This window comes from Nocardia amikacinitolerans NBRC 108937 (assembly GCF_001612615.1).
Classification (GTDB): Bacteria; Actinomycetota; Actinomycetes; order Mycobacteriales; family Mycobacteriaceae; genus Nocardia; species Nocardia amikacinitolerans.
Map to the genome: position 1 here is coordinate 123,980 of NZ_BDAU01000012.1, position 23,983 is coordinate 147,962.

Annotated in this window: 1 protein-coding gene (only partly in view); it reads left to right on the plus strand. The window is 70.3% G+C overall.

Annotated features, from left to right (window positions below; translation table 11 throughout):
* Nucleotides 1-23,983, plus strand: partial view of a non-ribosomal peptide synthetase gene (locus NAM01S_RS12530; protein WP_067784141.1) — the 5' portion only. It continues 13,139 nt past the right edge of the window; only the first 23,983 of its 37,122 coding nucleotides appear in the window; its start codon is at nt 1-3; the stop codon falls past the right edge of the window.

The window sequence follows — 23,983 nt, forward strand, 5'->3', positions numbered from 1 at the left end:
TTGGACCGGCTGGATTTCGGCGGGAACGGCGAAGCTGGTGGCGAATTCTTCCCGCTGTCGCCCGCACAGCTGGGCATCTGGTATGCCCAGCACGTCGATCCGCAGGTGCCGATCAACATCGCGCAGTATGTCGACCTGCGCGGTGACCTCGATGTCGCCGCGCTGGAGCAGGCCAGCCGCGAGGCCGCGCTGGAGCTGGGTTCCGGCTTCCTGAAGGTCGTCGAGCGCGACGGTCAGCCGTTCCAGACCGTCGACCCGACGCAGGACTCGACGCTCGAATACGTCGACCTGCGCGACGCCGACGACCCGGAGGCCGCGGCCGCCGAGTGGATGCGCGCCGAGTACAGCCGTCCGCTGAACATCGTCGGCGATCGCCTGGTCCGCGCCGCCGCCCTGCGGCTGGAAGATTCCCGCTGGTTCTGGTACTCGCGCGCGCACCACATCGCCCTCGACGGCTTCGGCGCGATGACCTTCGTCACCAGGATCGCCGAGCGGTACACGGCCCTGGTGAACGGCGTCGAGCCTGCCCCGGCCAAGAACGCCGACCTGAAGTCGCTCTACGAGTCGGAGATCGCCTACCGCGACAGCTCCCGTTTCCAGTCGGACCGCGAGCACTGGGCCGAGCGGGTCGCGGGTCTGGAGGAGGGCTCCAGCCTGGCCGGTCGCTCCGCGCCGCCCGCGCCGGTCAACGGGGTCTCCAGCGCCGCGCTCTCGCCGGAGCAGGACGAGCTGCTCGCCGAGGCCGTCGCCAAGCACGACAACTCGCCCGCGGGCCTGCTCATCGCCGGTTTCGCGACCTACCTCGCCCAGCTGACCGGCGCCGAGGACGTGATCCTCAGCCTGCCGGTGACCGCGCGCACCACCGCGACCATGCGCCGTTCCGGCGGCGTGGTCTCCAACATCGTGCCGCTGCGCCTGCGGGTCGGGCACGACACGACCGTCGCCGAGCTGCTGAAGTCGGTGCAGGTCGAGGTGTCCGGCGCGCTGCGGCACCAGCGCTACCGGCACGAGGACATCCGCCGCGACTCGGCGGGCGACGGCGTGGTCACCACGGAGTTCTTCGGCCCGTGGGTGAACGTCATGCTGTTCACCAGCGAGATGGCGCTCGGCCCGATGGCAGGCCAGATGCACGTACTGTCCACCGGCAGCATCGATGACCTGGGCGTCAATTTCTATCAGTCGGGCACCCGCTCGCACATCGACTTCGAGACCAACCCGAACCTCTACACCGCCGACGAGGCCCGCGCCCACCACGGCCGGTTCCTGGAGTTCTTCGACCGGTTCCTGGCCGCCGACGCCCAGGCGCGGGTGTGGGAGCTGCCGGTCACCACCGAAGCCGAGCGGGAAACCACGCTGGTGGAGTGGAACGACGCCGAACAGGACGTTCCCGAGACCACTTTGGCGGCGTTGCTCGACGCCCAGATCCCGCTGACCCCGGACAACATCGCCCTCGATTTCGAGGGCGAAACGCTGACCTACGCCGAGTTCGGCGCGCGGGTCAACCGGCTGGCGCGGTTCCTCATCGCCGACGGCGTCGGCCCGGAGTCGCTGGTCGCTTTGGGTATGCGGCGGTCGCTGGAGCTGGTCATCGGCATGCACGCGGTGCTCAAGGCCGGTGGTGCGTACGTGCCGATCGATCCGGACCATCCGGCCGATCGCACCGCCTACATCCTCGAATCCGCCGATCCGGTGTGCGTGCTGACGCTCTCGCACGACGAGCTGGAACTGCCGGAGTCGGTGCGGCGAGTCGAGATCGACACCCTGGACGTGTCGCGGTTCTCCGACGCCCCGATCACCGACGCCGACCGGCTCGCGCCGCTGCGCCCGGCCAACACCGCCTATGTCATCTACACCTCGGGTTCCACGGGTCGCCCGAAGGGCGTGGCGGTCACCCACCACGCCATCGTCAACCAGCAGCTGTGGATGCTCGACGAGTACCGGCTCACCGCCGACGACGTCTACTTGCAGAAGACGGCGACCACCTTCGACGTGTCGCTGTGGGGCTACTTCCTGCCGCTGATGGTCGGCGCGAAGCTCGTCGTCGCCGCCCCGGACGGTCATCGCGATCCGCTGTACGTGGCGCAGATGATCCAGCGCCACGGTGTGACGGTCACCGACTTCGTGCCCTCGATGCTGACGGTGTTCGTCGCGCACGCCACCGCCGAGCAGTGTGCGACGCTGCGCGCGGTGTTCGTGATCGGCGAGGCGCTGCCGCCGGAGACCGCCGCGGGCTTCCGCGCGATCACCTCCGCGGGCCTGCACAACCTGTACGGACCCACCGAGGCCGCGGTCTCGGTGACCTACTGGGAGGCCACCGCCGCCGACACGGTGACGGTGCCGATCGGTATCCCGGAGTGGAATGTCGAAGTCTACGTGCTGGATTCGCGGCTGCGTCCGGCCGCGATCGGCGCCCCGGGCGAGCTGTACCTGGGTGGGCGCCAGCTGGCCCGCGGTTACCGCGGTCGTCCGGATCTGACCTCGGATCGCTTCGTCGCCAACCCGTTCGGCACGAACGGCGAGCGCATGTACCGCACCGGCGACCTGGTGCGCTGGAGTCCCGCGGGCACGTTGGAGTACATCGGTCGTACCGATTTCCAGGTCAAGTTCCGTGGTCAGCGGATCGAGCTGGGCGAGATCGAGACCGTGACGCTAGCGCACCCGGCGGTGAGCCAGTCCGCGGTGCTCGTTGTCGACACCGCGACCGGTCAGCAGCTGGTGGCGTATGTGGTTCCCGCGCCGGGTCATTCGATCGATCCTGCGGAGCTGACGCGTTTCGCCTCCGAGCAGCTGCCCAGCTACATGGTCCCCGCGTCGGTCATGGTGTTGGAGGCGTTCCCGCTCAACACCTCCGGCAAGCTGGATCGAAAGGCGTTGCCGGAGCCGGTGTTCGCCGCGGACGCGGGCTATCGCGCGCCGCGCACGCAGGCCGAGCACATCGTGGCAGGCATCTTCGCCGATGTGCTGAGCCAGCAGCAGATCGGTATCGACGACAACTTCTTCGATCTGGGTGGCAACTCGCTGGTCGCGACCCAGGTGGTGTCGCGGATCGGTGCGGCGTTCGGCATTCAGCTCGGGGTCCGGGCGCTGTTCGAGACGCCGACGGTGGCCGGTATCGCCGCGCGCGCGGAGAGCGCAGGTCCGGGCGAGGGTGCGCGTCCGCCACTGGTGGCGCAGCAGCTGCCCGCCCGCGTGCCATTGTCGTTGGCGCAGCAGCGAATGTGGTTCATCAACCAGTTCGATCCGACCGCGCCGACCTACAACCTGCCGTTCGTGGTGCGGTTGCGTGGCCATGTCGACATTCCGGCGCTGAAGGCCGCGCTCAACGATGTGATGGCGCGCCAGGAGTCGCTGCGCACGGTGTTCCCGGAGTCCGGCGACGGTGGCTATCAGCAGGTCGTGCCGGACGACGAGATCAACTTGGCGATCTCGGTGCAGGCCATCGACGAGTCCGAGTTGTCCGGTGTGCTCACCGAATTCGCCAGCGCGGGCTTCGATGTGGCGCGTGAGCTGCCGATCCGGGTGCGGATCTACCAGGTGACCGGCGGGTCGACCAACGGAACACCCGATCACGCGGTCGCTTTCGTCGTGCATCACATCGCGGCCGACGGCTTCTCCTTCGGCCCGCTCTCGCGGGATGTGGCCACCGCGTACCTGGCGCGGGCCGCCGGCGAGGCGCCCGCGTGGTCGCCGCTGCCGGTGCAGTACCAGGACTACAGCATCTGGCAGCGCGAACTGCTCGGCTCCGAAGCCGATCCGGGTTCGATGGCCGCCCGCGAGATCGCCTACTGGCGACGCCAGCTCGGCGGCCTGCCCGACCAGCTGGACCTGCCCACCGACCGGCCGCGTCCGCCGGTGCAGAGCTTCCGCGGCAGCACGGTGCGCTTCGACATCGACGCCGAATTGCACACCGCGCTCGCGGGTTTGGCGCGCGCGCAGGGCGTCAGCCTTTTCATGGTCGTGCACGCCTCGCTCGCGGTGCTGCTCGGTCGCCTGTCTGGCACCAGTGACATCGCCATCGGCACCCCGATCGCGGGCCGCGGCGAGCAGGCGCTCGACGACCTGATCGGCATGTTCGTCAACACGTTGGTGCTGCGCTCCGACGTGGACAGCGGTGCGTCGTTCGCCGACTTCCTCGCACGCACAAGGGAAACCGACCTCGCGGCGTTCGCCTACGCCGATGTGCCGTTCGAGCGGCTCGTCGAGGTGCTCAACCCGACCCGCTCGCAGGCGCGGCACCCGCTGTTCCAGGTGATGCTCTCCTTCCAGGAGATGGCGCACGGCGCGCTCGAGCTACCGGGGCTTTCGGTGACCGCCACCGAGCTCGAGGTCGACATCGCCAAGTTCGACCTGCAGTGGACCATCACCGAGGAGCGCGGCGGCAACGGCGAGCCCGAGGGCATGACGGCGGCGGTGCAGTTCGCCACCGACATGTTCGACGCCGAGACGGTGACCTCGTTCACCGAGCGCTTCGTGCGCATCCTGCGCAGCGTCGTCGCCGACCCCGCGGTCGTGGTCGGTGACATCGACGTGCTGGCCGCCGACGAGCGGCTCGCCGTCTCGCGCGACTGGGTGTCCTCCGGCACGGACGGCGGCACCGGCCGTTTCGCCGACCCCGAAACCACGTTGGTCGCGCTGTTCGATCAGGCGGTCGCCGCCTACCCCGAGCACGTCGCCGCGCGGTTCGGCGCGGAGTCACTGACCTACGCCGAGCTGGACAAGCGCGCGAATGTGTTGGCGCGCAGGCTGATCGCGGACGGCGCCGGCCCCGAGTCGCTGGTCGCGGTGATCCTGCCGCGTTCGATCGAGCTCGTCGTCGCGCTGCTGGCCGTGGTGAAGACCGGCGCGGGTTACGTGCCGGTTGACCCGACCTACCCGGCCGACCGTATCGCCTACGTGCTGTCGGATTCGCGTCCGACCAGCGTCGTCATCGATTCCTCGGTGGACGTGGCCGTTCCGGACGAGCTGCCCACCGTGGTCCTGGACGAATTCGCCACCGCCGCACACGGTTTCGCCGATACGCCGATCACCGACGCGGACCGCTCCGCGCCGCTGAACCCCGACAACGTCGCCTACGTGATCTACACGTCGGGTTCGACGGGTCGTCCGAAGGGTGTGGCGGTCGCGCATCGGAATGTGGTGCGGCTGTTCGCGAATACCGATCGTGATTTCGGTTTCGGTCCGGATGATGTGTGGACGTTGTTCCACTCGTACGCGTTCGACTTCTCGGTGTGGGAACTGTGGGGCCCGCTGCTGTTCGGCGGCACGGTGGTCGTGGTCGACTACTTCACCTCGCGCTCCCCGGAGCAGTTCCTGGAGCTGTTGCGCGACGAGCGTGTGACCGTGCTGAACCAGACGCCGTCGGCGTTCTACCAGCTCGCCGAGGCCGATCGCGCCGCGGGACCCGCCGCGCCGCCGCTGTCGCTGCGTTACGTCGTGTTCGGTGGTGAGGCGCTGGAGCTGCGTCGTCTGTCGGATTGGGTTGCCCGCCACGGCGATTCGTCGCCGGTGTTGGTCAACATGTACGGCATCACCGAGACCACGGTGCACGTGTCGTACCGTGCGCTGGACGCGGCGACGATCGAGGCCGCCTCCGGTAGCATCGTCGGCCGCGCCATTTCCGGTCTGAGCGTCTACGTCCTCGACAACCGGCTCCAGCCGGTCCCGGTCGGCGTGGTCGGCGAAATGTACGTCGCCGGGCCGCAACTCGCGCGCGGCTACCTCGGTCGCCCCGACCTCACCACGACCCGCTTCGTGGCCAACCCCCTCGCCGACGCCGACAGCGCGGGCTCGCGCCTGTACCGCTCCGGCGACCTCGCGCGTTGGAACCGCTTCGGCGAGCTCGAGTACTTGGGTCGCGCCGACGATCAGGTCAAGGTGCGCGGTTTCCGCATCGAGCTCGGCGAGATCGAAGCCGCCATCCTGGAACAGCCCGGCATCGCCCAGGCCGCGGTCATCGTGCGCGAGGACCAGCCCGGCGGCCAGCGCATCGTCGCCTACGTCGTCGCCGAGCCCGGTATCGAGCTCGACCTCGACGACGTCCGCCGCGCCGCCTCCGACCGGCTGCCCGCCTACATGGTGCCCTCGGCGTTCATGGCGCTCGACGCGATCCCGCTGACCGTCAACGGCAAGCTGGACCGCCGCGCGCTGCCCGCGCCGGTGTTCGAGGTGCGCGAATTCCGCGCTCCCGCAACGCCGATCGAGGAGATCGTCGCCCAGGTCTTCGCCGACGTGCTCGATCTGCCCCGGGTCGGCGTCGACGACGACTTCTTCGACCTCGGCGGCAACTCGCTGATCGCCACCCAGGTCGCCTCGCGCGTTGGTATCGCGCTGGACACCCGCGTCCCGGTGCGCATGCTGTTCGAGGCGCCCACCGTGGCCGCGCTCGCCGCCCGCGTGGAATCGCAGGCAGGCGACGGCGCGCGCAAGGCGCTGGTCGCGCGCGAGCGGCCCGAACAGGTGCCGCTGTCGCTCGCCCAGCAGCGCATGTGGTTCCTGAACCGCTTCGACACCTCCTCGGCGGTCAACAACATCCCGGTCGCCATCCGGCTCTCCGGTGAGCTGGACGTGGCCGCGCTGCAGGTCGCGGTCATCGACGTGATCGACAGGCACGAGTCGCTGCGCACCGTCTTCCCGGAGACCGGGAACGGCCCGGTACAGGTGGTCCTCGACGCGGCCCAGATCGTGCCGGACCTCACCCCGTACCGGGTGACCGAGGAGACCCTGCTCGAGCACCTGATCGACCTGGCAACCATGGCCTTCGACGTGACGAGCGAAGTCCCGCTGCACGCACGGCTTTTCGAGATCAGCGAGACCGAGTACGTGCTCGGCATGGTGGTGCACCACATCTCCGCCGACGGCTGGTCGATGGGTCCGCTGTCGCGCGACGTCATCGTCGCGTACGCGGCGCGCACCACATGGGAGGCGCCGACCTGGGCCGAATTGCCGGTCCAGTACGCCGATTACGCGCTCTGGCAGCGCGAGATCCTCGGTTCCGAGGACGACCCGCGTTCGCTGATCTCCAGCCAGATCAGCTACTGGACGCGCGAACTCGCCGACCTGGCCGACGAGCTGGTGCTGCCGTCCGATCATCCGCGTCCCGCGGTCGCCTCCTACCAGGGCGGCACCTACGCGTTCGTGATCTCCGGCGAAACCCAGCGCGCCCTCGTCGAACTGGGCCGCCGCTACAACGCCTCGCTGTTCATGGTCATGCACAGCGCCCTCGCGGTGCTGCTCGCGCGGGCAAGCGGCACCTCCGACATCGCCATCGGCACGCCCGTCGCGGGCCGCGGTGAGGCCGCGCTCGACGACCTGATCGGCATGTTCGTCAACACCCTCGTGCTGCGCACCGAGGTGGACGGCGCTGGCACCTTCGCCGAGCTGCTCGACCGGGCAAGGGAAACCGACCTGCAGGCGTTCGCGCATTCCGACGTGCCGTTCGAGCGGCTGGTCGAGGTGCTCAACCCCGCCCGCTCGCAGGCGCGGCACCCGCTGTTCCAGGTGATGCTGGCCTTCCAGAACACCAAGCAGGCCACACTGCAGCTGCCCGGCCTCTCGGTCAACGGCATCGACTACGACGCCCGCCTCGCCAAGTTCGACCTGCAGCTGACCCTGCAGGAGACCCAGGACGAGCTGGGCGAGGCCGCTGGCATGTCGGCCGAATTCTCCTACGCCCTCGACCTTTTCGACGAGCCGACGGTGGCCGCTTTCGCGCGCCGCCTCGACCGCATCCTCGCGGCCGTCATCGCCGACCCGGATGTGCCGATCGGTGACATCGATCTGCTCGCGCCCGAGGAGCACGCGCAGGTACTCGTCGACTGGAACGACACCGACCGCGCGGTGCCCGCCGAGACGCTTGTCTCGCTGTTCGACGCGCAGGCGGCGGCAACCCCGGACGCCATGGCGCTGGTCTACGAGGACGAGCAGCTCACCTATCGCGAGCTCCAGGAGCGCGTCAACCGCATCGCCAGGGAACTGATCGCCTCCGGCGTCGGCCCGGAATCGCTGGTGGCGCTTGCCATGCGGCGTTCGACGGAGCTGGTCGTCGCCATGTACGCGGTGCTCCAGACGGGTGCGGCCTACGTGCCGCTCGACCCCGATCAGCCCGCCGACCGCATCGGCCACATCCTCGACACCGCGCGGCCAAGCCTGCTGCTGACCACCCGCCGCGACGGGTTCGTCTCCGAAGGCGCGGTCGCCGCGCGGTACGTCGAGGACCTGCCCACCTCCGCGCAGACCTCCGGTGCCCCGATCACCGACGCCGAGCGGGTGCGTCCGCTGCGGCCGGGCAACACCGCCTACGTCATCTTCACCTCCGGTTCGACCGGTCGGCCGAAGGGTGTGGCGGTCAGCCACGCCGCGATCGTGAACCGTCTGCTATGGATGCAGCACGAGTACCCGATCGGCGCCGACGACGCCGTGCTGCAGAAGACCCCCGCCACCTTCGACGTGTCGGTGTGGGAGTTCTTCTGGCCCTTGCAGACCGGCGCGCGCCTCGTCGTCGCGAAGCCGGACGGCCACCGCGATCCGGTGTACCTCGCGCAGATCATCGCCGAACAGGGCATCACCACGGCGCATTTCGTGCCGTCGATGCTTTCGGTGTTCGTCTCCACGCTGGGCAACGAGAACGGCGATGCCGCCAACGTGCCCGCCCCGCGCCTGCGTCAGGTGTTCGCCTCCGGTGAGGCGCTGCCCGCGCCGACCGCGCAGCGTCTGCGTGAGTTGACCGGTGCGCGCCTGCACAACCTGTACGGCCCGACCGAGGCCGCGGTCGATGTCACCTACCACGAGGTCGTGGACGCCGACGTGGTGTCGGTGCCGATCGGCCGTCCGGTGTGGAACACGAAGGTGTTCGTGCTGGATTCGCGTCTGCACCCGGTCGCTCCGGGTGTCGCGGGTGAGCTGTATCTGGCGGGCGATCAGCTGGCGTTGGGCTACCTGAGCCGCAGCGACCTGACTTCCGATCGCTTCGTCGCCAACCCTTACGGCGCCGCCGGTTCGCGCATGTACCGCACGGGTGACCTCGTCAGATGGACTGCATCGCGAAGCGATTCGATGGGGGGCGGTGGCCGGGCGACGGGTGGGCCCAAGCAGGGCGAGCTGGAGTACTTGGGCCGCACCGACTTCCAGGTGAAGTTGCGCGGTCTGCGTATCGAGCTGGGCGAGATCGAGGCGGCGCTGCTCGCGCAGCCGGGTGTCGCGCAGTCGGTCGTCGTGGTGCGCACGGACCCGCACGCCGGTGATCAGCTGGTGGGTTACGTTGTCGCCGAACCGGATTCCGTCGTCGATAGCACCGCCGTCAAGGCGGGCTTGGCCTCGACGCTGCCCGGGTACATGGTGCCGGCGGCGCTGGTCGTGCTCGACGCGTTCCCGCTCAACGCCAGCGGCAAGCTGGACCGCAAGGCGCTGCCCGCGCCGGTCTTCGAGGCCAAGAGCTTCCGCGCGCCGTCCACCCCGATCGAGGAGATCGTCGCGGACATCTTCGCCGACCTGCTCGGCGTCGACCGGGTCGGCGTGGACGACGACTTCTTCGAGCTCGGCGGCAACTCGCTGGTCGCGACCCAGGTCGCGGCCCGGCTGAGCAAGGCGCTGGACGCCGAGGTCGGCGTGCGCACGCTGTTCGAGGCGCCGACGGTCGCGGCGCTGGCCGCCCGCGTCGAATCGCACGCGGGCACCGGTGTGCGCCAAGCGCTCAGCGCGCGCACCCGTCCCGAGCACCCGCCGCTTTCCCTTGCGCAGCAGCGGATGTGGTTCCTCAACCGCTTCGATCTCGGCACCGAGCCGGGCGCGGCGGCGGGCACCTACAACATCCCGGCCGCCGTCCGGCTGCGCGGTCTGCTGGATCTGAGCGCGCTGCGCGGCGCGCTCGGCGACGTGATCGCGCGGCACGAGTCGCTGCGCACCGTGTTCCCGTCGCACGAGGGCGTCCCGTACCAGCGGGTGCTTCCGTCCATCCGGGCCATTCCGGAGCTGGACCTCGTCGAGGTCGACGAGACCGAGATGTACGGCGCGCTCTACGAATTCGTGAACCGCGGCTTCGACGTCACCGCCGAGCCGCCGGTGCGGCTTCGCATCTACGAACTGGGCGAACGCGATTACGTGCTCGCGGTCGTCGTGCACCACATCGCCGCCGACGGCTTCTCCATGCGGCCGCTGGTGCGCGACCTGATGACCGCCTACGTGGCGCGCACCTCGAACTCCGAGCCCGGCTGGCCGCCGCTGGCCGTCCAGTACGTCGATTTCGCGCTCTGGCAGCGCGAAACCCTCGGCGACGAGGACGATCCCACCTCGCTCATCTCCGAGCAGCTCGACTACTGGCGTACGGCGCTCGCCGACCTGCCCGACGAACTGCGCCTGCCGGGCAAGCCGCGTCCGACCGTCGCCTCGTATCAGGCGGGCACGCATCGCTTCCGGGTGCCCGGAGAGCTGATCGACGAGCTGAACCGGGTCGCGCACGCGCACGGCACCACGCTGTTCATGGTGGTGCACAGCGCCTTCGCGACGCTGCTCGCGCGCCTTTCCGGCGCCGACGACATCGCGATCGGCATCCCGGTGGCCGGCCGCGGCGAGCAGGCGCTCGACGACCTCGTCGGCATGTTCGTCAACACCCTGGTGCTGCGCACCCAGATCGACACCGCAGCCTCGTTCGCCGACCTGCTCGCCCAGGTCCGCGAGCGCGACCTGCAGGCGTTCGCGCACGCGGACGTGCCGTTCGAGCGGCTGGTCGAGGTGCTCAACCCGGCCCGTTCGCAGGCGCGGCACCCGCTGTTCCAGGTGATGCTCTCGTTCCAGAACATGGGCCGCACATCGCTGGAGCTGCCCGGCCTGACCGTGTCCGAACTGGGCATCGATCAGCCGACGGCCAAGTTCGACATGCAGCTCACGCTGAGCGAGGTGCCGGACGGCGAGTCCGAGATGGACGCCGAACTCGTCTACGCCACCGACCTTTTCGACGCCGCCTTCGCCGACACCTTCGGCGCCCGCTTCCTGCGCGTGCTGCGCGGGATCGCCGCCGCGCCGTCCACCGTGATCGGCGACATCGAACTGCTCGACGACGCCGAGCGCGCGCTGGTGCTGCGGCAGTGGAACGACACCGAATTCGCGGTGGACGCGGCGCTGGCCTCGCCGGTGGGCGACGACGCCGCGACGCTGGTCGCGCTCTTCGAGGCGCAGGTCGCGCGCACGCCGGACGCGACGGCGCTGACCTTCGAGGGGACGAGTCTGTCCTACGCCGAGTTCGCGAGCCGGGTGCACCGCCTGGCGCGCTGGCTCAAGCAGAACGGCGTCGGCCCGGAATCGTATGTGGCCCTTGGCATGCGCCGTTCGCTCGACCTGCTTGTCGGCATGTACGCGGTGTCCGCGGCCGGTGGCGCGTACGTGCCGCTGGACCCGGACAACCCGACCGAGCGCATCGAGCACATCCTCGACACCGCCCGCCCGGTCTGTGTGCTGACCTCCGGCTCGGACCTCGGCGTCGCGCTCGCGCGCCAGGTGCGCATCGATGAGCTGGACCTGTCGGCCTACTCCGACGAGCCGCTCACCGACGCGGACCGGCACCGCCCGCTGCGAACCGGCAACACCGCGTACGTGATCTTCACGTCGGGTTCCACCGGTCGCCCGAAGGGTGTCGCGGTCTCGCACGCCGCGATCATCAACCGCCTGGTGTGGGGCCACGCGCAGTACGGTCTCGCCGCCGACGACGTGGTGTTGCAGAAGACCCCGGCCACCTTCGACGTGTCGGTGTGGGAGTTCTTCTGGCCCTTGCAGGTCGGCGCCCGCTTGGTGATCGCCAAGCCGGACGGCCACCGCGACCCGGCCTACCTCGCCCAGCTGATCATCGACGAGCAGATCACCACGGCGCACTTCGTGCCGTCGATGATGTCGCTGTTCGTCGTCGAGCCGCGCGCGGCCGAATGCACCGGCCTGCGCAACGTTTTCGCCTCCGGTGAAGGCCTGCCCGCGGTCACCGCGCAGCGCCTGCGCGAGCTGACCGGCGCGCGCCTGCACAACCTGTACGGTCCGACCGAGGCCGGTGTCGAGGTGACCTTCCACGAGGTGACCGACGCCGACACCGTCACGGTGCCGATCGGCGCCCCGGTGTTCAACACCCAGGTGTACGTGCTGGATTCGCGCCTGCGGCCGGTCCCGGTCGGCGTGCCCGGTGAGCTGTACCTGGCCGGCGCGCAGCTGGCCTACGGCTACGTCACCCGTCCGGATCTGACCACCGAGCGCTTCGTCGCCGACCCGTTCCACGACGGTGTGCGCATGTACCGCACCGGCGACCTGGTGGCCTGGACCCCCGCCGGTGAGCTGGAGTACTTGGGCCGCACCGACTTCCAGGTGAAGCTGCGCGGTCTGCGTATCGAGCTCGGCGAGATCGAGGGCGCGCTGACCGCGCTGGACGAGGTCTCGCAGTCGGTCGTCGTGGTGCGCGCCGACGAGCGCACCGGCGACCAGCTGGTGGCCTACCTCATCGCCAAGCCGGGCACGGCCATCGACATCGAGCGCGTCAAGTCCGCGCTCGCCACGCAGCTGCCCGCCTACATGGTGCCCGCGGCCTTCGTGGTGCTCGACGCGTTCCCGCTGAACACCTCGGGCAAGCTGGACCGCAAGGCGCTGCCGGAGCCGACGTTCGAGGCCAAGGTCTTCCAGGCGCCGGTCACCCCGGTGCAGCAGATCGTGGCCAGCGCGTTCGCCGACGTGCTCGGCATCGAACGCGTCGGCCTGGACGACGACTTCTTCGCGCTCGGCGGCAACTCGCTGGTCGCCACCCAGGTGGCGGCCCGGCTCGGCGAGGCGCTGGACACCCAGATCCCGCTGCGCACGCTGTTCGAGGCCTCCACCGTCGCCGCGCTGGCCGCCAAGGTGGAATCGGCCACCGGTACCGGCGCGAAGGCGCCGCTGGTCGCGCAGGCACGGCCGGAGCTGGTTCCGCTCTCGCTCGCCCAGCAGCGGATGTGGTTCCTCAACCGCTTCGACAACCGCACCGCGGTGAACAACATCCCGGTCGCCATCCGGTTGACCGGCAGGCTCGACGCCGTCGCGCTGCAAGCCGCGATCCGCGACGTGATCGCCCGCCACGAGGCGCTGCGCACCATCTACCCGGAGGTGGAGGGCGAGGGCTACCAGCGCGTCCTGCCCGCCGACGAGGTGGGCTTCGACCTGAACACGGAGTGGGTGCCGAGCACCGAACTGCCCTCTCGCATCGTCGAACTCGCGAGCGTGCATTTCGACGTGACCAGCGAGATCCCGTTCCGCGCCGACCTGCTCACCATCGACGAGCGCAGCAACGTCGTTGTCCTCGTCATGCACCACATCAGCGCCGACGGCTTCTCGCTGCGTCCGCTGCTGCGCGACGTGGTGGTGGCCTACACCGAGCGCGCAGGCGGGGAAGCGCCCGGCTGGGCGCCACTCGAGGTGCAGTACGCCGACTACGCGCTGTGGCAGCGCGAGGTCCTCGGTTCCGAGGACGACGCGGAATCCGTGGCGGCCAAGCAGATCGCCTACTGGACCGAGCAGCTGCGCGACCTGCCCGATCAGATCGAGTTGCCCGCGGATCGGCCGCGGCCGGAGATCGCGTCGAACGCCGGTGGGCTGCACGCGTTCTCGGTGGACGCCGAGCTGCACCGCGCGCTCGAGGACGTGGCGCGCGCGCACGGCGTGACGTTGTTCATGGTCGTGCACGCCGCGTTGGCGACCTGGGCGGCACGGTTGTCCAACAGCACCGATATCGCGATCGGCACGCCGATCGCGGGTCGCGGCGAGCGCGCGCTCGACGATCTGGTCGGCATGTTCGTCAACACGCTGGTGCTGCGCAACGAGATCGATCTGGGCGGCAAGTTCAGCGATCTGCTCGAGCAGGTGCGGCGCACGGATCTGGCGGCGTTCGCCAACGCCGACGTGCCGTTCGAGCGGTTGGTGGATGTACTGAGCCCGGCGCGTTCGCAGGCACACCATCCGCTGTTCCAGGTGGCGTTGACCTTCGAGGCGGCCTCGGCCGCCGACATGGGTACCGTCGCGCTGCCCGGCTTGGATCTGGATGTCGTCGAGTTCGGCGCGGGCACCGCGAAATTCGACGTGCAGCTGACCGTGGGCGAGGCCCGCGACGGTGGGCTGGCGATGTCGTGGAACTACGCGAGCGAGTTGTTCGATCCGGAGACGGTCGCCTCGTTCGCCGATCGTCTGGTGCGCATCCTGCGCGGTGTGGCCGAGGACCCGTCGGTGGTCGTCGGTGACATCGATCTGCTGGGTGAGGCCGAGCGGCTGGACGTTTCGCAGCGTTGGGTATCCGCGGGCGCGGACGCCGGTGTCGGCCGGTTCGCCGAGCCCGGCGTCACGCTGGTCGAGTTGTTCGATCAAATGGTCGCCGCGCATCCGCATCGGGTCGCCGCGCGGTTCGGCGCGGACTCGTTGAGCTACGCCGAGCTGGACAAGCGCGCGAATGTGTTGGCGCGCAGGCTCATCGCCGACGGCGCCGGTCCGGAGTCGCTGGTCGCGGTGATCCTGCCGCGCTCGTTGGATCTGGTCGTCGCGCTGCTCGCGGTGGTGAAGACCGGTGCGGGTTACGTGCCGGTGGACCCGACCTATCCGGCCGACCGTATCGCGTACGTGCTGTCGGATTCGCGTCCGACCAGCGTTGTCCTGGACTCCACGGTCGAGGTCGAGATCCCGGCGGGCCTGCCCTCGGTGGTGCTCGACGGGTTCGCGGTGGAGACCGGCAATGTGGTCGACGCCGACGACGCGCCGATCACCGACGCCGATCGCCGCGCCTCGCTGACACCGGACCATGTCGCCTACGTGATCTACACGTCGGGGTCGACGGGTCGTCCGAAGGGTGTGGCGGTCGCGCATCGGAATGTGGTGCGGCTGTTCGCGAATACCGATCGTGATTTCGGTTTCGGTCCTGATGATGTGTGGACGTTGTTCCACTCGTACGCGTTCGACTTCTCGGTGTGGGAACTGTGGGGTCCGCTGCTGTTCGGCGGCACCCTCGTCGTGGTCGACTACTACACCTCGCGTTCGCCCGAGCAGTTCCTGGAGCTGCTGCGCGACGAGCGCGTGACGGTGCTGAACCAAACCCCGTCGGCCTTCTACCAATTGGCCGAAGCCGACCGCAACTCGGCCGCCGACGCCGCGCCGCTGTCGCTGCGCTACGTCGTGTTCGGTGGTGAGGCGCTGGAGCTGCGTCGTCTCTCGGATTGGGTTGCTCGTCACGGTGACAGCGCTCCGGTGCTGGTCAACATGTACGGCATCACCGAGACCACGGTGCACGTGTCCTTCCGTGCCCTCGATGCCGCGACGATCGAAGCCGCCTCCGGCAGCATCGTCGGCCGCGCGATCGCGGGCCTCAAGGTGTACGTGCTCGACAACAGGCTGCGGCCCGTGCCGGTCGGTGTCGCGGGCGAAATGTATGTCGCAGGACCGCAGTTGGCGCGCGGCTACCTCGGGCGCCCCGACCTGACGGCCGCCCGCTTCGTGGCCAACCCGCTGGCTACTCCGGGCGATCAGGGTTCGCGCCTGTACCGCTCCGGCGACCTGGCGCGTTGGAACCGCTTCGGCGAGCTCGAGTACTTGGGTCGCGCCGACGATCAGGTCAAGGTGCGCGGTTTCCGCATCGAGCTCGGTGAGATCGAGGCCGCGGTGCTCGCCCAGCCGGGCATCGCCCAGGCCGCGGTCATCGTGCGCGAGGACCAGCCCGGTGATCAGCGCATCGTCGCCTACGTCGTCGCCGAACCCGATGTGGTTCCCGACCTGGACGTGGTGCGTTCCGGCGCCGCCGAGCGGCTGCCCGCCTACATGGTGCCCACGGCCATGGTGCGCTTGGAATGGATCCCGCTGACCGTCAACGGCAAGCTGGACCGCCGCGCGCTGCCCGCGCCCGCCGCCAAGGCCAGGGCGTTCCGCGCCCCGGTGACACCGGTGCAGGAGACAGTGGCCGCGGTCTTCGCCGAGGTGCTGGACCTGCCCCGGGTCGGCGTCGACGACGACTTCTTCGACCTCGGCGGCAACTCGCTCATCGCGACCAGGGTGGTGTCCAGGATCGGCGCGGCGCTCGGCACCTCGGTGCCGGTGCGCACGCTGTTCGAGGCGTCCACCGTGGAAGCCCTTGCCGCACGGGTGGAATCGCACACCGGTGGCGACGGACGCGCACCGCTTGTCGCGCGCAAGCGCGCCGCCGACGAACTGGTGCCGCTGTCCTACGCGCAGCAGCGCATGTGGTTCCTGAACAAGTACGACACCTCCTCGGCCGCCTACAACCTGCCGATCGCGATCCGGATGTCCGGCGCGCTCGACATCGAGGCGCTGCGGCTCGCGGTGGCCGACGTGGTGCGCAGGCACGAATCGCTGCGCACCCGCTACCCCGAGCACGGCGGCACGCCGGTGCAGGTGATCGTGCCCGCCGAGGAGATCGCGGTCGATCTGCACCCGGTCGCGGTGCCGCGGGCCGAGCTGCTCGGCGCGGTGACCGAGTTCGTCACCGCGGGATTCGATGTGGCCGAACAGGTTCCGCTGCGCACCAGGCTGTACGCCGCGGGACCGGACGAGCATGTGCTCGTCGTGGTCGTGCACCACATCGCCGCCGACGGCTTCTCGATGGGTCCGCTGACCCGCGATGTCATGCTGGCCTACACGGCGCGCACCCAGGACAGCGCGCCCGGTTGGTCGCCGCTCGCGGTGCAGTACGCCGACTTCGCGGTCTGGCAGCGCGAGGTCCTCGGTTCCGAGGACGACGCGGATTCGCTGCTGGCCCGCCAGGTTTCGTACTGGCAGCGCACCCTCGACGGCGTGCCGGACGAGCTGGCGCTGCCGACCGACCGGCCGCGTCCGGCGATCGCCTCGCACCGCGGCGCGACGCTGCACCACCAGCTGCCCGGTGAGCTGATCGCTTCGCTCGACGAGATCGCCCGAGCCAGCGGCGCTTCGCTGTTCATGGTCATGCACAGCGCGCTCGCCGTGCTGCTCGCGCGCCTGTCCGGCGGCGACGACATCGCGGTCGGTACCCCGATCGCCGGCCGTGGCGAGCAGGCGCTCGACGACCTCGTCGGCATGTTCGTCAACACGCTGGTGCTGCGCACCGGCATCGACAACGGCGAATCGTTCACCGAACTGCTCGACCGCGTCCGCAAGACCGACCTGGACGCCTACGGCAACGCCGACGTGCCGTTCGAGCGCCTGGTGGAGCTGCTCGCGCCGGAGCGTTCGCAGTCGCGCAACCCGCTGTTCCAGGTGATGCTGGCCTTCCAGAACCTGGAGCGGACCGCGCTGGAACTGCCGGGCCTCTCGGTCTCCGCGCTCGATCTCGAAGAGAACGTCGCGCGCTTCGACCTCCAGTTCACGCTGTCGGAGAACGACGCGGTGGCGGGCAACGGCGTCGCGGGCATGACGCTCGCGCTGACCTACGCCACCGAGCTGTTCGACGAGTCGACCGCGCGGGAGATCGTGGACCGCTGGGTCCGTGTGCTCACCGCCGTCGCGGCCGATCCGGCCGTCACGGTCGGCGCCGTCGACGTGCTCGACGCGGCCGAGCTGGCCGATCTCGTCGCGCGCACCGGCGCACCGGCGGTGCCGCCGCGCACGCTGCCCGAGCTGCTGGCCGAGGCCGCCTCGCACAACCCCGACGCGCCCGCTGTGGTGTTCCAGGGCACAAGTCTGTCTTATGCCGAGCTGGATGAACGCTCGAACCGCTTGGCCCGCTTGCTGATCGCCGAAGGCATCGGCGCGGAAGACCTTGTCGCGGTCGGCATTCCTCGGTCGGCGGATTCGGTGTTCGCCGCGTGGGCGGTGTCCAAGACCGGCGCCGCGTTCGTGCCGGTGGACCCGAACTACCCGGCCGAGCGCATCGCGCACATGGTCACCGATTCCGGTTCGCCCCTTGGCATCACGGTCACCGCGGTGCGCGATGGCCTGCCCGAGTCGGCGCGCTGGCTGGTGCTCGAGGACCTCGCGCTCGACGGTTTCGACGGCGCTCCGATCACCGACGCCGACCGGGTCCGCCCGGTGCGTCCGGAGCACCCGGCCTACGTCATCTACACCTCCGGTTCCACCGGTGTGCCCAAGGGCGTCGTGGTGACGCACGCGGGTCTCGCCAACTTCAGCGCCGAGCAGATCGAGCGCTACGGCCTCGACTCCGATTCGCGCGCACTGCATTTCGCCTCGCCCAGCTTCGACGCCTCGATCCTCGAGCTGTTGCTCGCGGTGGGCGCGGGCGGCGCGCTGGTCGTGGTGCCGCCCGGCGTGTACGGCGGCGAGGAGCTGTCCGAGCTGATCCGCGGCGAGCGGGTCACGCACGCGTTCATCACCCCGGCCGCGCTGGCCACCTTCGACCCGAGCGGCCTGGACACGCTGCGCGTGCTGGTCGCGGGCGGCGAGGCGTGCCCGCCGGAACTGGTCGCGAAGTGGGCCGTGCCGCTCGGCGAGGGCGGCACGCCGCGCGCGTTCCACAACGGCTACGGCCCGACCGAGACCACCATCATGACCAACATCAGCGATCCGCTGGTGGTCGGCGAGACGGTGACCATCGGCGGACCGATCCGGGGCATGCGGTCGCTCATTCTGGACGCCCAGCTCAGGCCCGTGCCGGTGGGTGTCGCGGGTGAGCTGTATCTGTCGGGCGTCCAGCTGGCGCGCGGCTACCACGCCCGCCCCGGCCTGACGGCCGAGCGGTTCGTTGCCAACCCGTACGTCGACGGCGAGCGCATGTACCGCACCGGTGACGTGGTCCGTTGGACCCGCACCGGGGAGGTCGAGTACGTGGGCCGTTCCGACTTCCAGGTGAAGGTCCGCGGTTTCCGCATCGAGCTCGGCGAGATCGACGCCGCCCTCGCGGCGCACGAGACCGTCGACTTCGCGGTCACCATCGGCCACAAGAACGCCGCTGGCGCGGTGTCGCTGGTGTCGTATGTGGTTGCCGCACAAGGACATTCCATCGACATCGCGGCCCTCACCGCGCACGTCGAGGACCGGCTGCCCGCCTACATGGTGCCCTCGTCGATCATGGTGATCGACCGGGTGCCGCTGACCCCGGTCGGCAAGCTGGACCGCAAGGCGCTGCCGGAGCCGGTGTTCGCGACCGAGGTGGTGTTCCGCGCCGCCCGCACGCCGGTCGAGCAGATCATCGCCGAGGTGTTCGCCGAGGTGCTCGGTGTGCAGCGGGTCGGCGTCGACGACTCGTTCTTCGCGCTCGGCGGCGACAGCATCGTCTCGATTCAGCTGGTCTCGCGGGCCAAGGCGCGCGGCGTGGTGTTCACGCCGCGGCACGTGTTCGAGCAGAAGACCGTCGCGGGTCTGGCCTCGGTCGCCGAGACCGCCGACGCTTCGGCGCCCGCCGTCGCCGCGCTCGCCGAACTGCCCGGCGGTGGTGTCGGTGACATGCCGCTCACTCCGGTGGTGCGGTTCATGGCCGAGCGCCCCGGCTCCTTCGGCCGGTTCAACCAGACCCTCGCGCTGGAGCTGCCGCTCGGCATCGACCGCGCGGGCATCGCGACGACCGTCGGCGCGGTGATCGACCGGCACGACATGCTGCGCGCGCGGCTGTCCCGCGAGGGCGACGACTGGGTGGTGCGGACCGCCGAGCCCGGCGCCGTCGACGTGGACGCGCTGATCGAGCGCGTCGAGTTCCCGGCCGCGGTCACCGACGCCGATCTGCTCGACATCGCCACCGCCGCACTGGATTCCGCGCTGGACCGGCTCGACCCGGCGGCCGGTGTCGTGGTGCGGTTCGTGTGGCTCGATCCCGCGGAGGGCGGCCGGATGGGCCGCCTGATCGTGGTCGCCCACCACCTGGTCGTGGACGGCGTCTCCTGGCGCATCCTGGTGCCGGACTTCGTCGCGGCATGGGGCCAGCTCACCGCAGGACAGCGGCCCGAGGTGGTCGCCCCTGCCACGTCGATGCGGGCTTGGGCACACGCGTTGCAGCGCGAGGCCGAAAGTGCTTCGCGGGTGGGCGAACTCGCCTACTGGCGTACGGTGACCGACACCCCGGATCCGCTGCTGACCGCGCGTCCGATGGATCCCGCGGTCGACGTCTCTGGCGCGATCGAGAAGGTTCAGGTCGAGGTTTCCGCCGAGACCACCAAGGCGCTGCTCACCACGGTGCCCGCGCTGTTCCACGGCGGCGTGAACGACGGCCTGCTCACCGCGCTCGCGCTGGCGACCGCGAAGTGGCGAGCCGTCCGCGCGGGCGCGCGCACCGACGACGCGCTGCTGATCCGCCTGGAAGGCCACGGCCGCGAGGAAGACGTCGTCCCCGGCGCCGACCTGTCCCGCACCGTCGGCTGGTTCACCGCCATCTTCCCGGTGCGGCTGGACCTGACCGGCGTCGACGTGGACGCCGCGCTCGCGGGCGGTCCCGCGCTGTCGGCAGCCGTCAAGGCGGTCAAGGAGCAGCTGCTCGCGGTGCCGGACAAGGGCATCGGCTACGGCCTGCTGCGCTACCTCAACCGGCGCACCGCCGCGGAGCTGCCCGCGCAGCTGCCCGGCCAGGTCAGCTTCAACTACCTGGGCCGCGTCTCCGACAGCGACGTGCCCGAGCAACTGCGTGGCTTCGGCTGGACCCCCGCGCCGGAACTCGGCGCGCTCGGCGGCGCCTACGACGCCGATATGCCCGCGATGGCGCCGCTGGACGTCAACGCGATCGTGGTCGGCGACAAGCTGACCGCGAACATCGGCTACCCGTCGACGCTGCTCGACGCCGCCGAGGTGCGCGAGTTCGCCGAGCTGTGGACCACCGCGCTGGACGCCGTTGCCCGGCACGCGAATTCGACAGGAGCGGGCGGGCACACCCCGTCCGACTTCGCCCTGGTGCGCGCGAGCCAGCGCGACATCGAGGGCTGGGAACGGCGCTTCCCGGCGCTGGCCGACGTCTGGCCGCTCTCGGCGCTGCAAGCGGGTCTGCTCTTCCACGCCCGCCTCGCCGCGAGTTCGGTGGACGTCTACACCGCGCAGGCGGTGCTCACCCTCACCGGCCGGGTCGACGCGGCCCGGCTGCGGGCGGCCGCGCAGGCGTTGGTGGACCGCTACGAGAACCTGCGCACCGCGTTCGTCAGCGACACCGACGGCAACCCTGTGCAGGTGGTGCTCGACAGCGTGCGCGTCGCGTGGGCCGAGCACGACCGGACCGAGACCGGTTCGGCCGCCGACCTGATCGAGGCCGACCGCATGCGGCGGTTCGACCTCACCGCGCCGCCGCTGATCCGCTTCACGCTGATCCAGGTGGCGCCCGACCGCTGGCAGTTCGTGGTGTCCAACCACCACATCCTGCTCGACGGCTGGTCGATGCCGCTGCTGATGCGCGACCTGATCGTGCTCTACGCGGTGCACGCCGACGCCAGCGCGCTGCCCGCGGTGCGCTCCTACCGGCACTTCCTGGAATGGACCGCGCGCCAAGACCATTCGGCCTCGCTGGCCGCGTGGACCACCGCGCTGCGCGGGGTGAGCGAGCCGACCCTGCTCGCGCGTCCCGACGCGGGTCGCGAGATCACCGCGCTCTCCGGTGAGTACCTGTTCGACCTCGACGAGGCGGCGACCGCGCGCCTGACCGCGCTGGCCAGCTCGCTCGGCGTCACGCCGAACACGGTGCTCCAGGTGGCGTGGAGCATCCTGGTCGGCGGCATGACCGGAACCGAGGACGTGCTGTTCGGCACCACGGTCTCCGGCCGCCCGGCCCAGCTGTCCGGCGTGGAATCCATGGTGGGTCTGTTCATCAACACCGTTCCGGTGCGGGTGCGCTTCGATCCCGCGGAGTCCGCGCGCGACCTGCTGACCCGCACCCAGGGCGAGCAGGCCGACCTGCTCGACCACCACTACATCGGCCTGGCCGACATCCAGTCCGCCGCCGGCGTCGGTGGCCTGTTCGACACCCTCGTGGTGTTCGAGTCCTACCCGGTGGATGCCGACGGTCTGCGCGCGCAGGCCGCCGATATCGACGGCATGGCCGTGGCCGACCTGGAAGCGGCCGACGCGACGCACTACCCGCTTACGCTGATCGCCCAGCTGGATTCGCGCCTGCGCATCCGCGCGGGTTACCTGCGCGACCTGTTCGACGAGCCGACGGTGCGCCGCATCGCCGACCGCCTGGTCCGCGTGCTCGCGGCCATCACCGCCGATCCCGCTGTGGCCGTTGGCGATATCGAGCTGCTCGACACCGCCGAGCGCGAGCTCGTGGTGTCCGGCTGGAACGAGACCGCGCACGAGGTCGACGCGGCGGCGACGCTGGTGTCGAAGTTCGAAGCGCAGCTGGCGAAGACGTCCAACGCGACCGCTCTCACCTTCGAAGGGACGAGTCTTACTTACGACGAGTTCGCGGGACGGGTCTATCGCCTGGCGCGCTGGCTCATCGAACGCGGCGTCGGCCCGGAGTCCTCGGTGGCGCTCGGCATGCGGCGCTCGATCGACCTGGTCGTCGGGATGTACGCCGTCACCGTCGCGGGCGGCGCGTACGTGCCGCTCGACCCGGATCACCCGGCCGAGCGCACGGAATACATTCTGGCCACGGCCGATCCGGTGTGTGTGCTGACCTCGGGCAGCGACCTGGAGATCGACACCGCGCAGGTGCGCATCGATCTGCTCGACCTGTCCGGCGTGTCCGAGGCGCCGGTGACCGACGCCGATCGCCGGGCCCCGCTGCGTCCGTCGAACACCGCGTACGTGATCTTCACGTCCGGCTCGACTGGCCGACCGAAGGGTGTCGCGGTCTCGCACGCGGCGATCGTCAACCGCCTGGTGTGGATGCAGTCCGAGTACGGGCTCACCGAGTCCGACGCGGTCTTGCAGAAGACGCCCGCGACCTTCGACGTGTCGGTGTGGGAGTTCTTCTGGCCCTTGCAGATCGGCGCCCGGTTGGTCGTCGCGCGCCCAGACGGCCACCGCGATCCGGCCTACCTGGCCGAGGTCATCGCGACCGAGCGGGTCACCGTCACCCACTTCGTGCCGTCCATGCTCGCGGTGTTCGTTGCCGACGCGGCCGCGGCCCGCTGCGGCACGCTGCGCATGGTGTTCGCCTCCGGTGAGGCGCTGCCGCCCAAGCCGGCGCACCGCCTGCGCGAGCTGACCGGCGCGCAACTGCACAACCTGTACGGCCCGACCGAGGCCGCGGTCGACGTCACCTATCACCGGGTGACCGAGGCCGACACCGACACCGTGCCGATCGGCGCCCCGGTGTTCAACACCCAGGTGTACGTGCTTGATTCGCGGCTGCGGCCCGCACCGGTGGGTGTCGCGGGTGAGCTGTACCTCGCGGGCACCCAGCTGGCGCGCGGCTATGTGGCGCGTCCGGACTTGACCGCGGATCGCTTCGTGGCCAACCCGTTCGCCGACGGACAGCGCATGTACCGCACCGGCGACCTGGTGGCCTGGACCGCCGACGGCGAGCTGGAGTACTTCGGCCGCACCGACTTCCAGGTGAAGCTGCGCGGTCTGCGCATCGAGCTCGGCGAGATCGAGCAAGCGCTCACCGCGCTGGACGAGATCGCGCAGTCGGTGGTCGTGGTGCGCGGCGATCAGCGCACCGGCGATCAGCTGGTGGCCTACGTCGTTGCCGCGCCGAACGCGCGCGTCGACGGCGACGTGGTGCGCGAGGACCTCGGCAGGCAGCTGCCCGCCTACATGGTCCCCGCGCTGGTCGTTGTGCTCGACGAGTTCCCGCTCAACGCCTCTGGCAAGCTGGACCGCAAGGCGCTGCCGGCGCCGGTGTTCGAGGCCGCGGTGTTCCGCGCGCCGACCACGCCGGTGGAGGAGATCGTCGCGCGCACCTTCGCCGACGTGCTCGGCCTGGACCGGGTCGGCCTGGACGACGACTTCTTCGCACTCGGCGGCAACTCGCTCAGCGCCACCCAGGTGGCGGCGCGGCTGTCCGCGGCGCTGGAGACCGAACTCGGCGTGCGCGAGCTGTTCGAGGCCTCCACCGTGGCGGCGCTCGCGGCTCGCACCGAGTCGAAGGCGGGCGCGGGCGCGCGGGCGGCGCTGGTCGCGCAGCGGCGGCCCGAGCGGC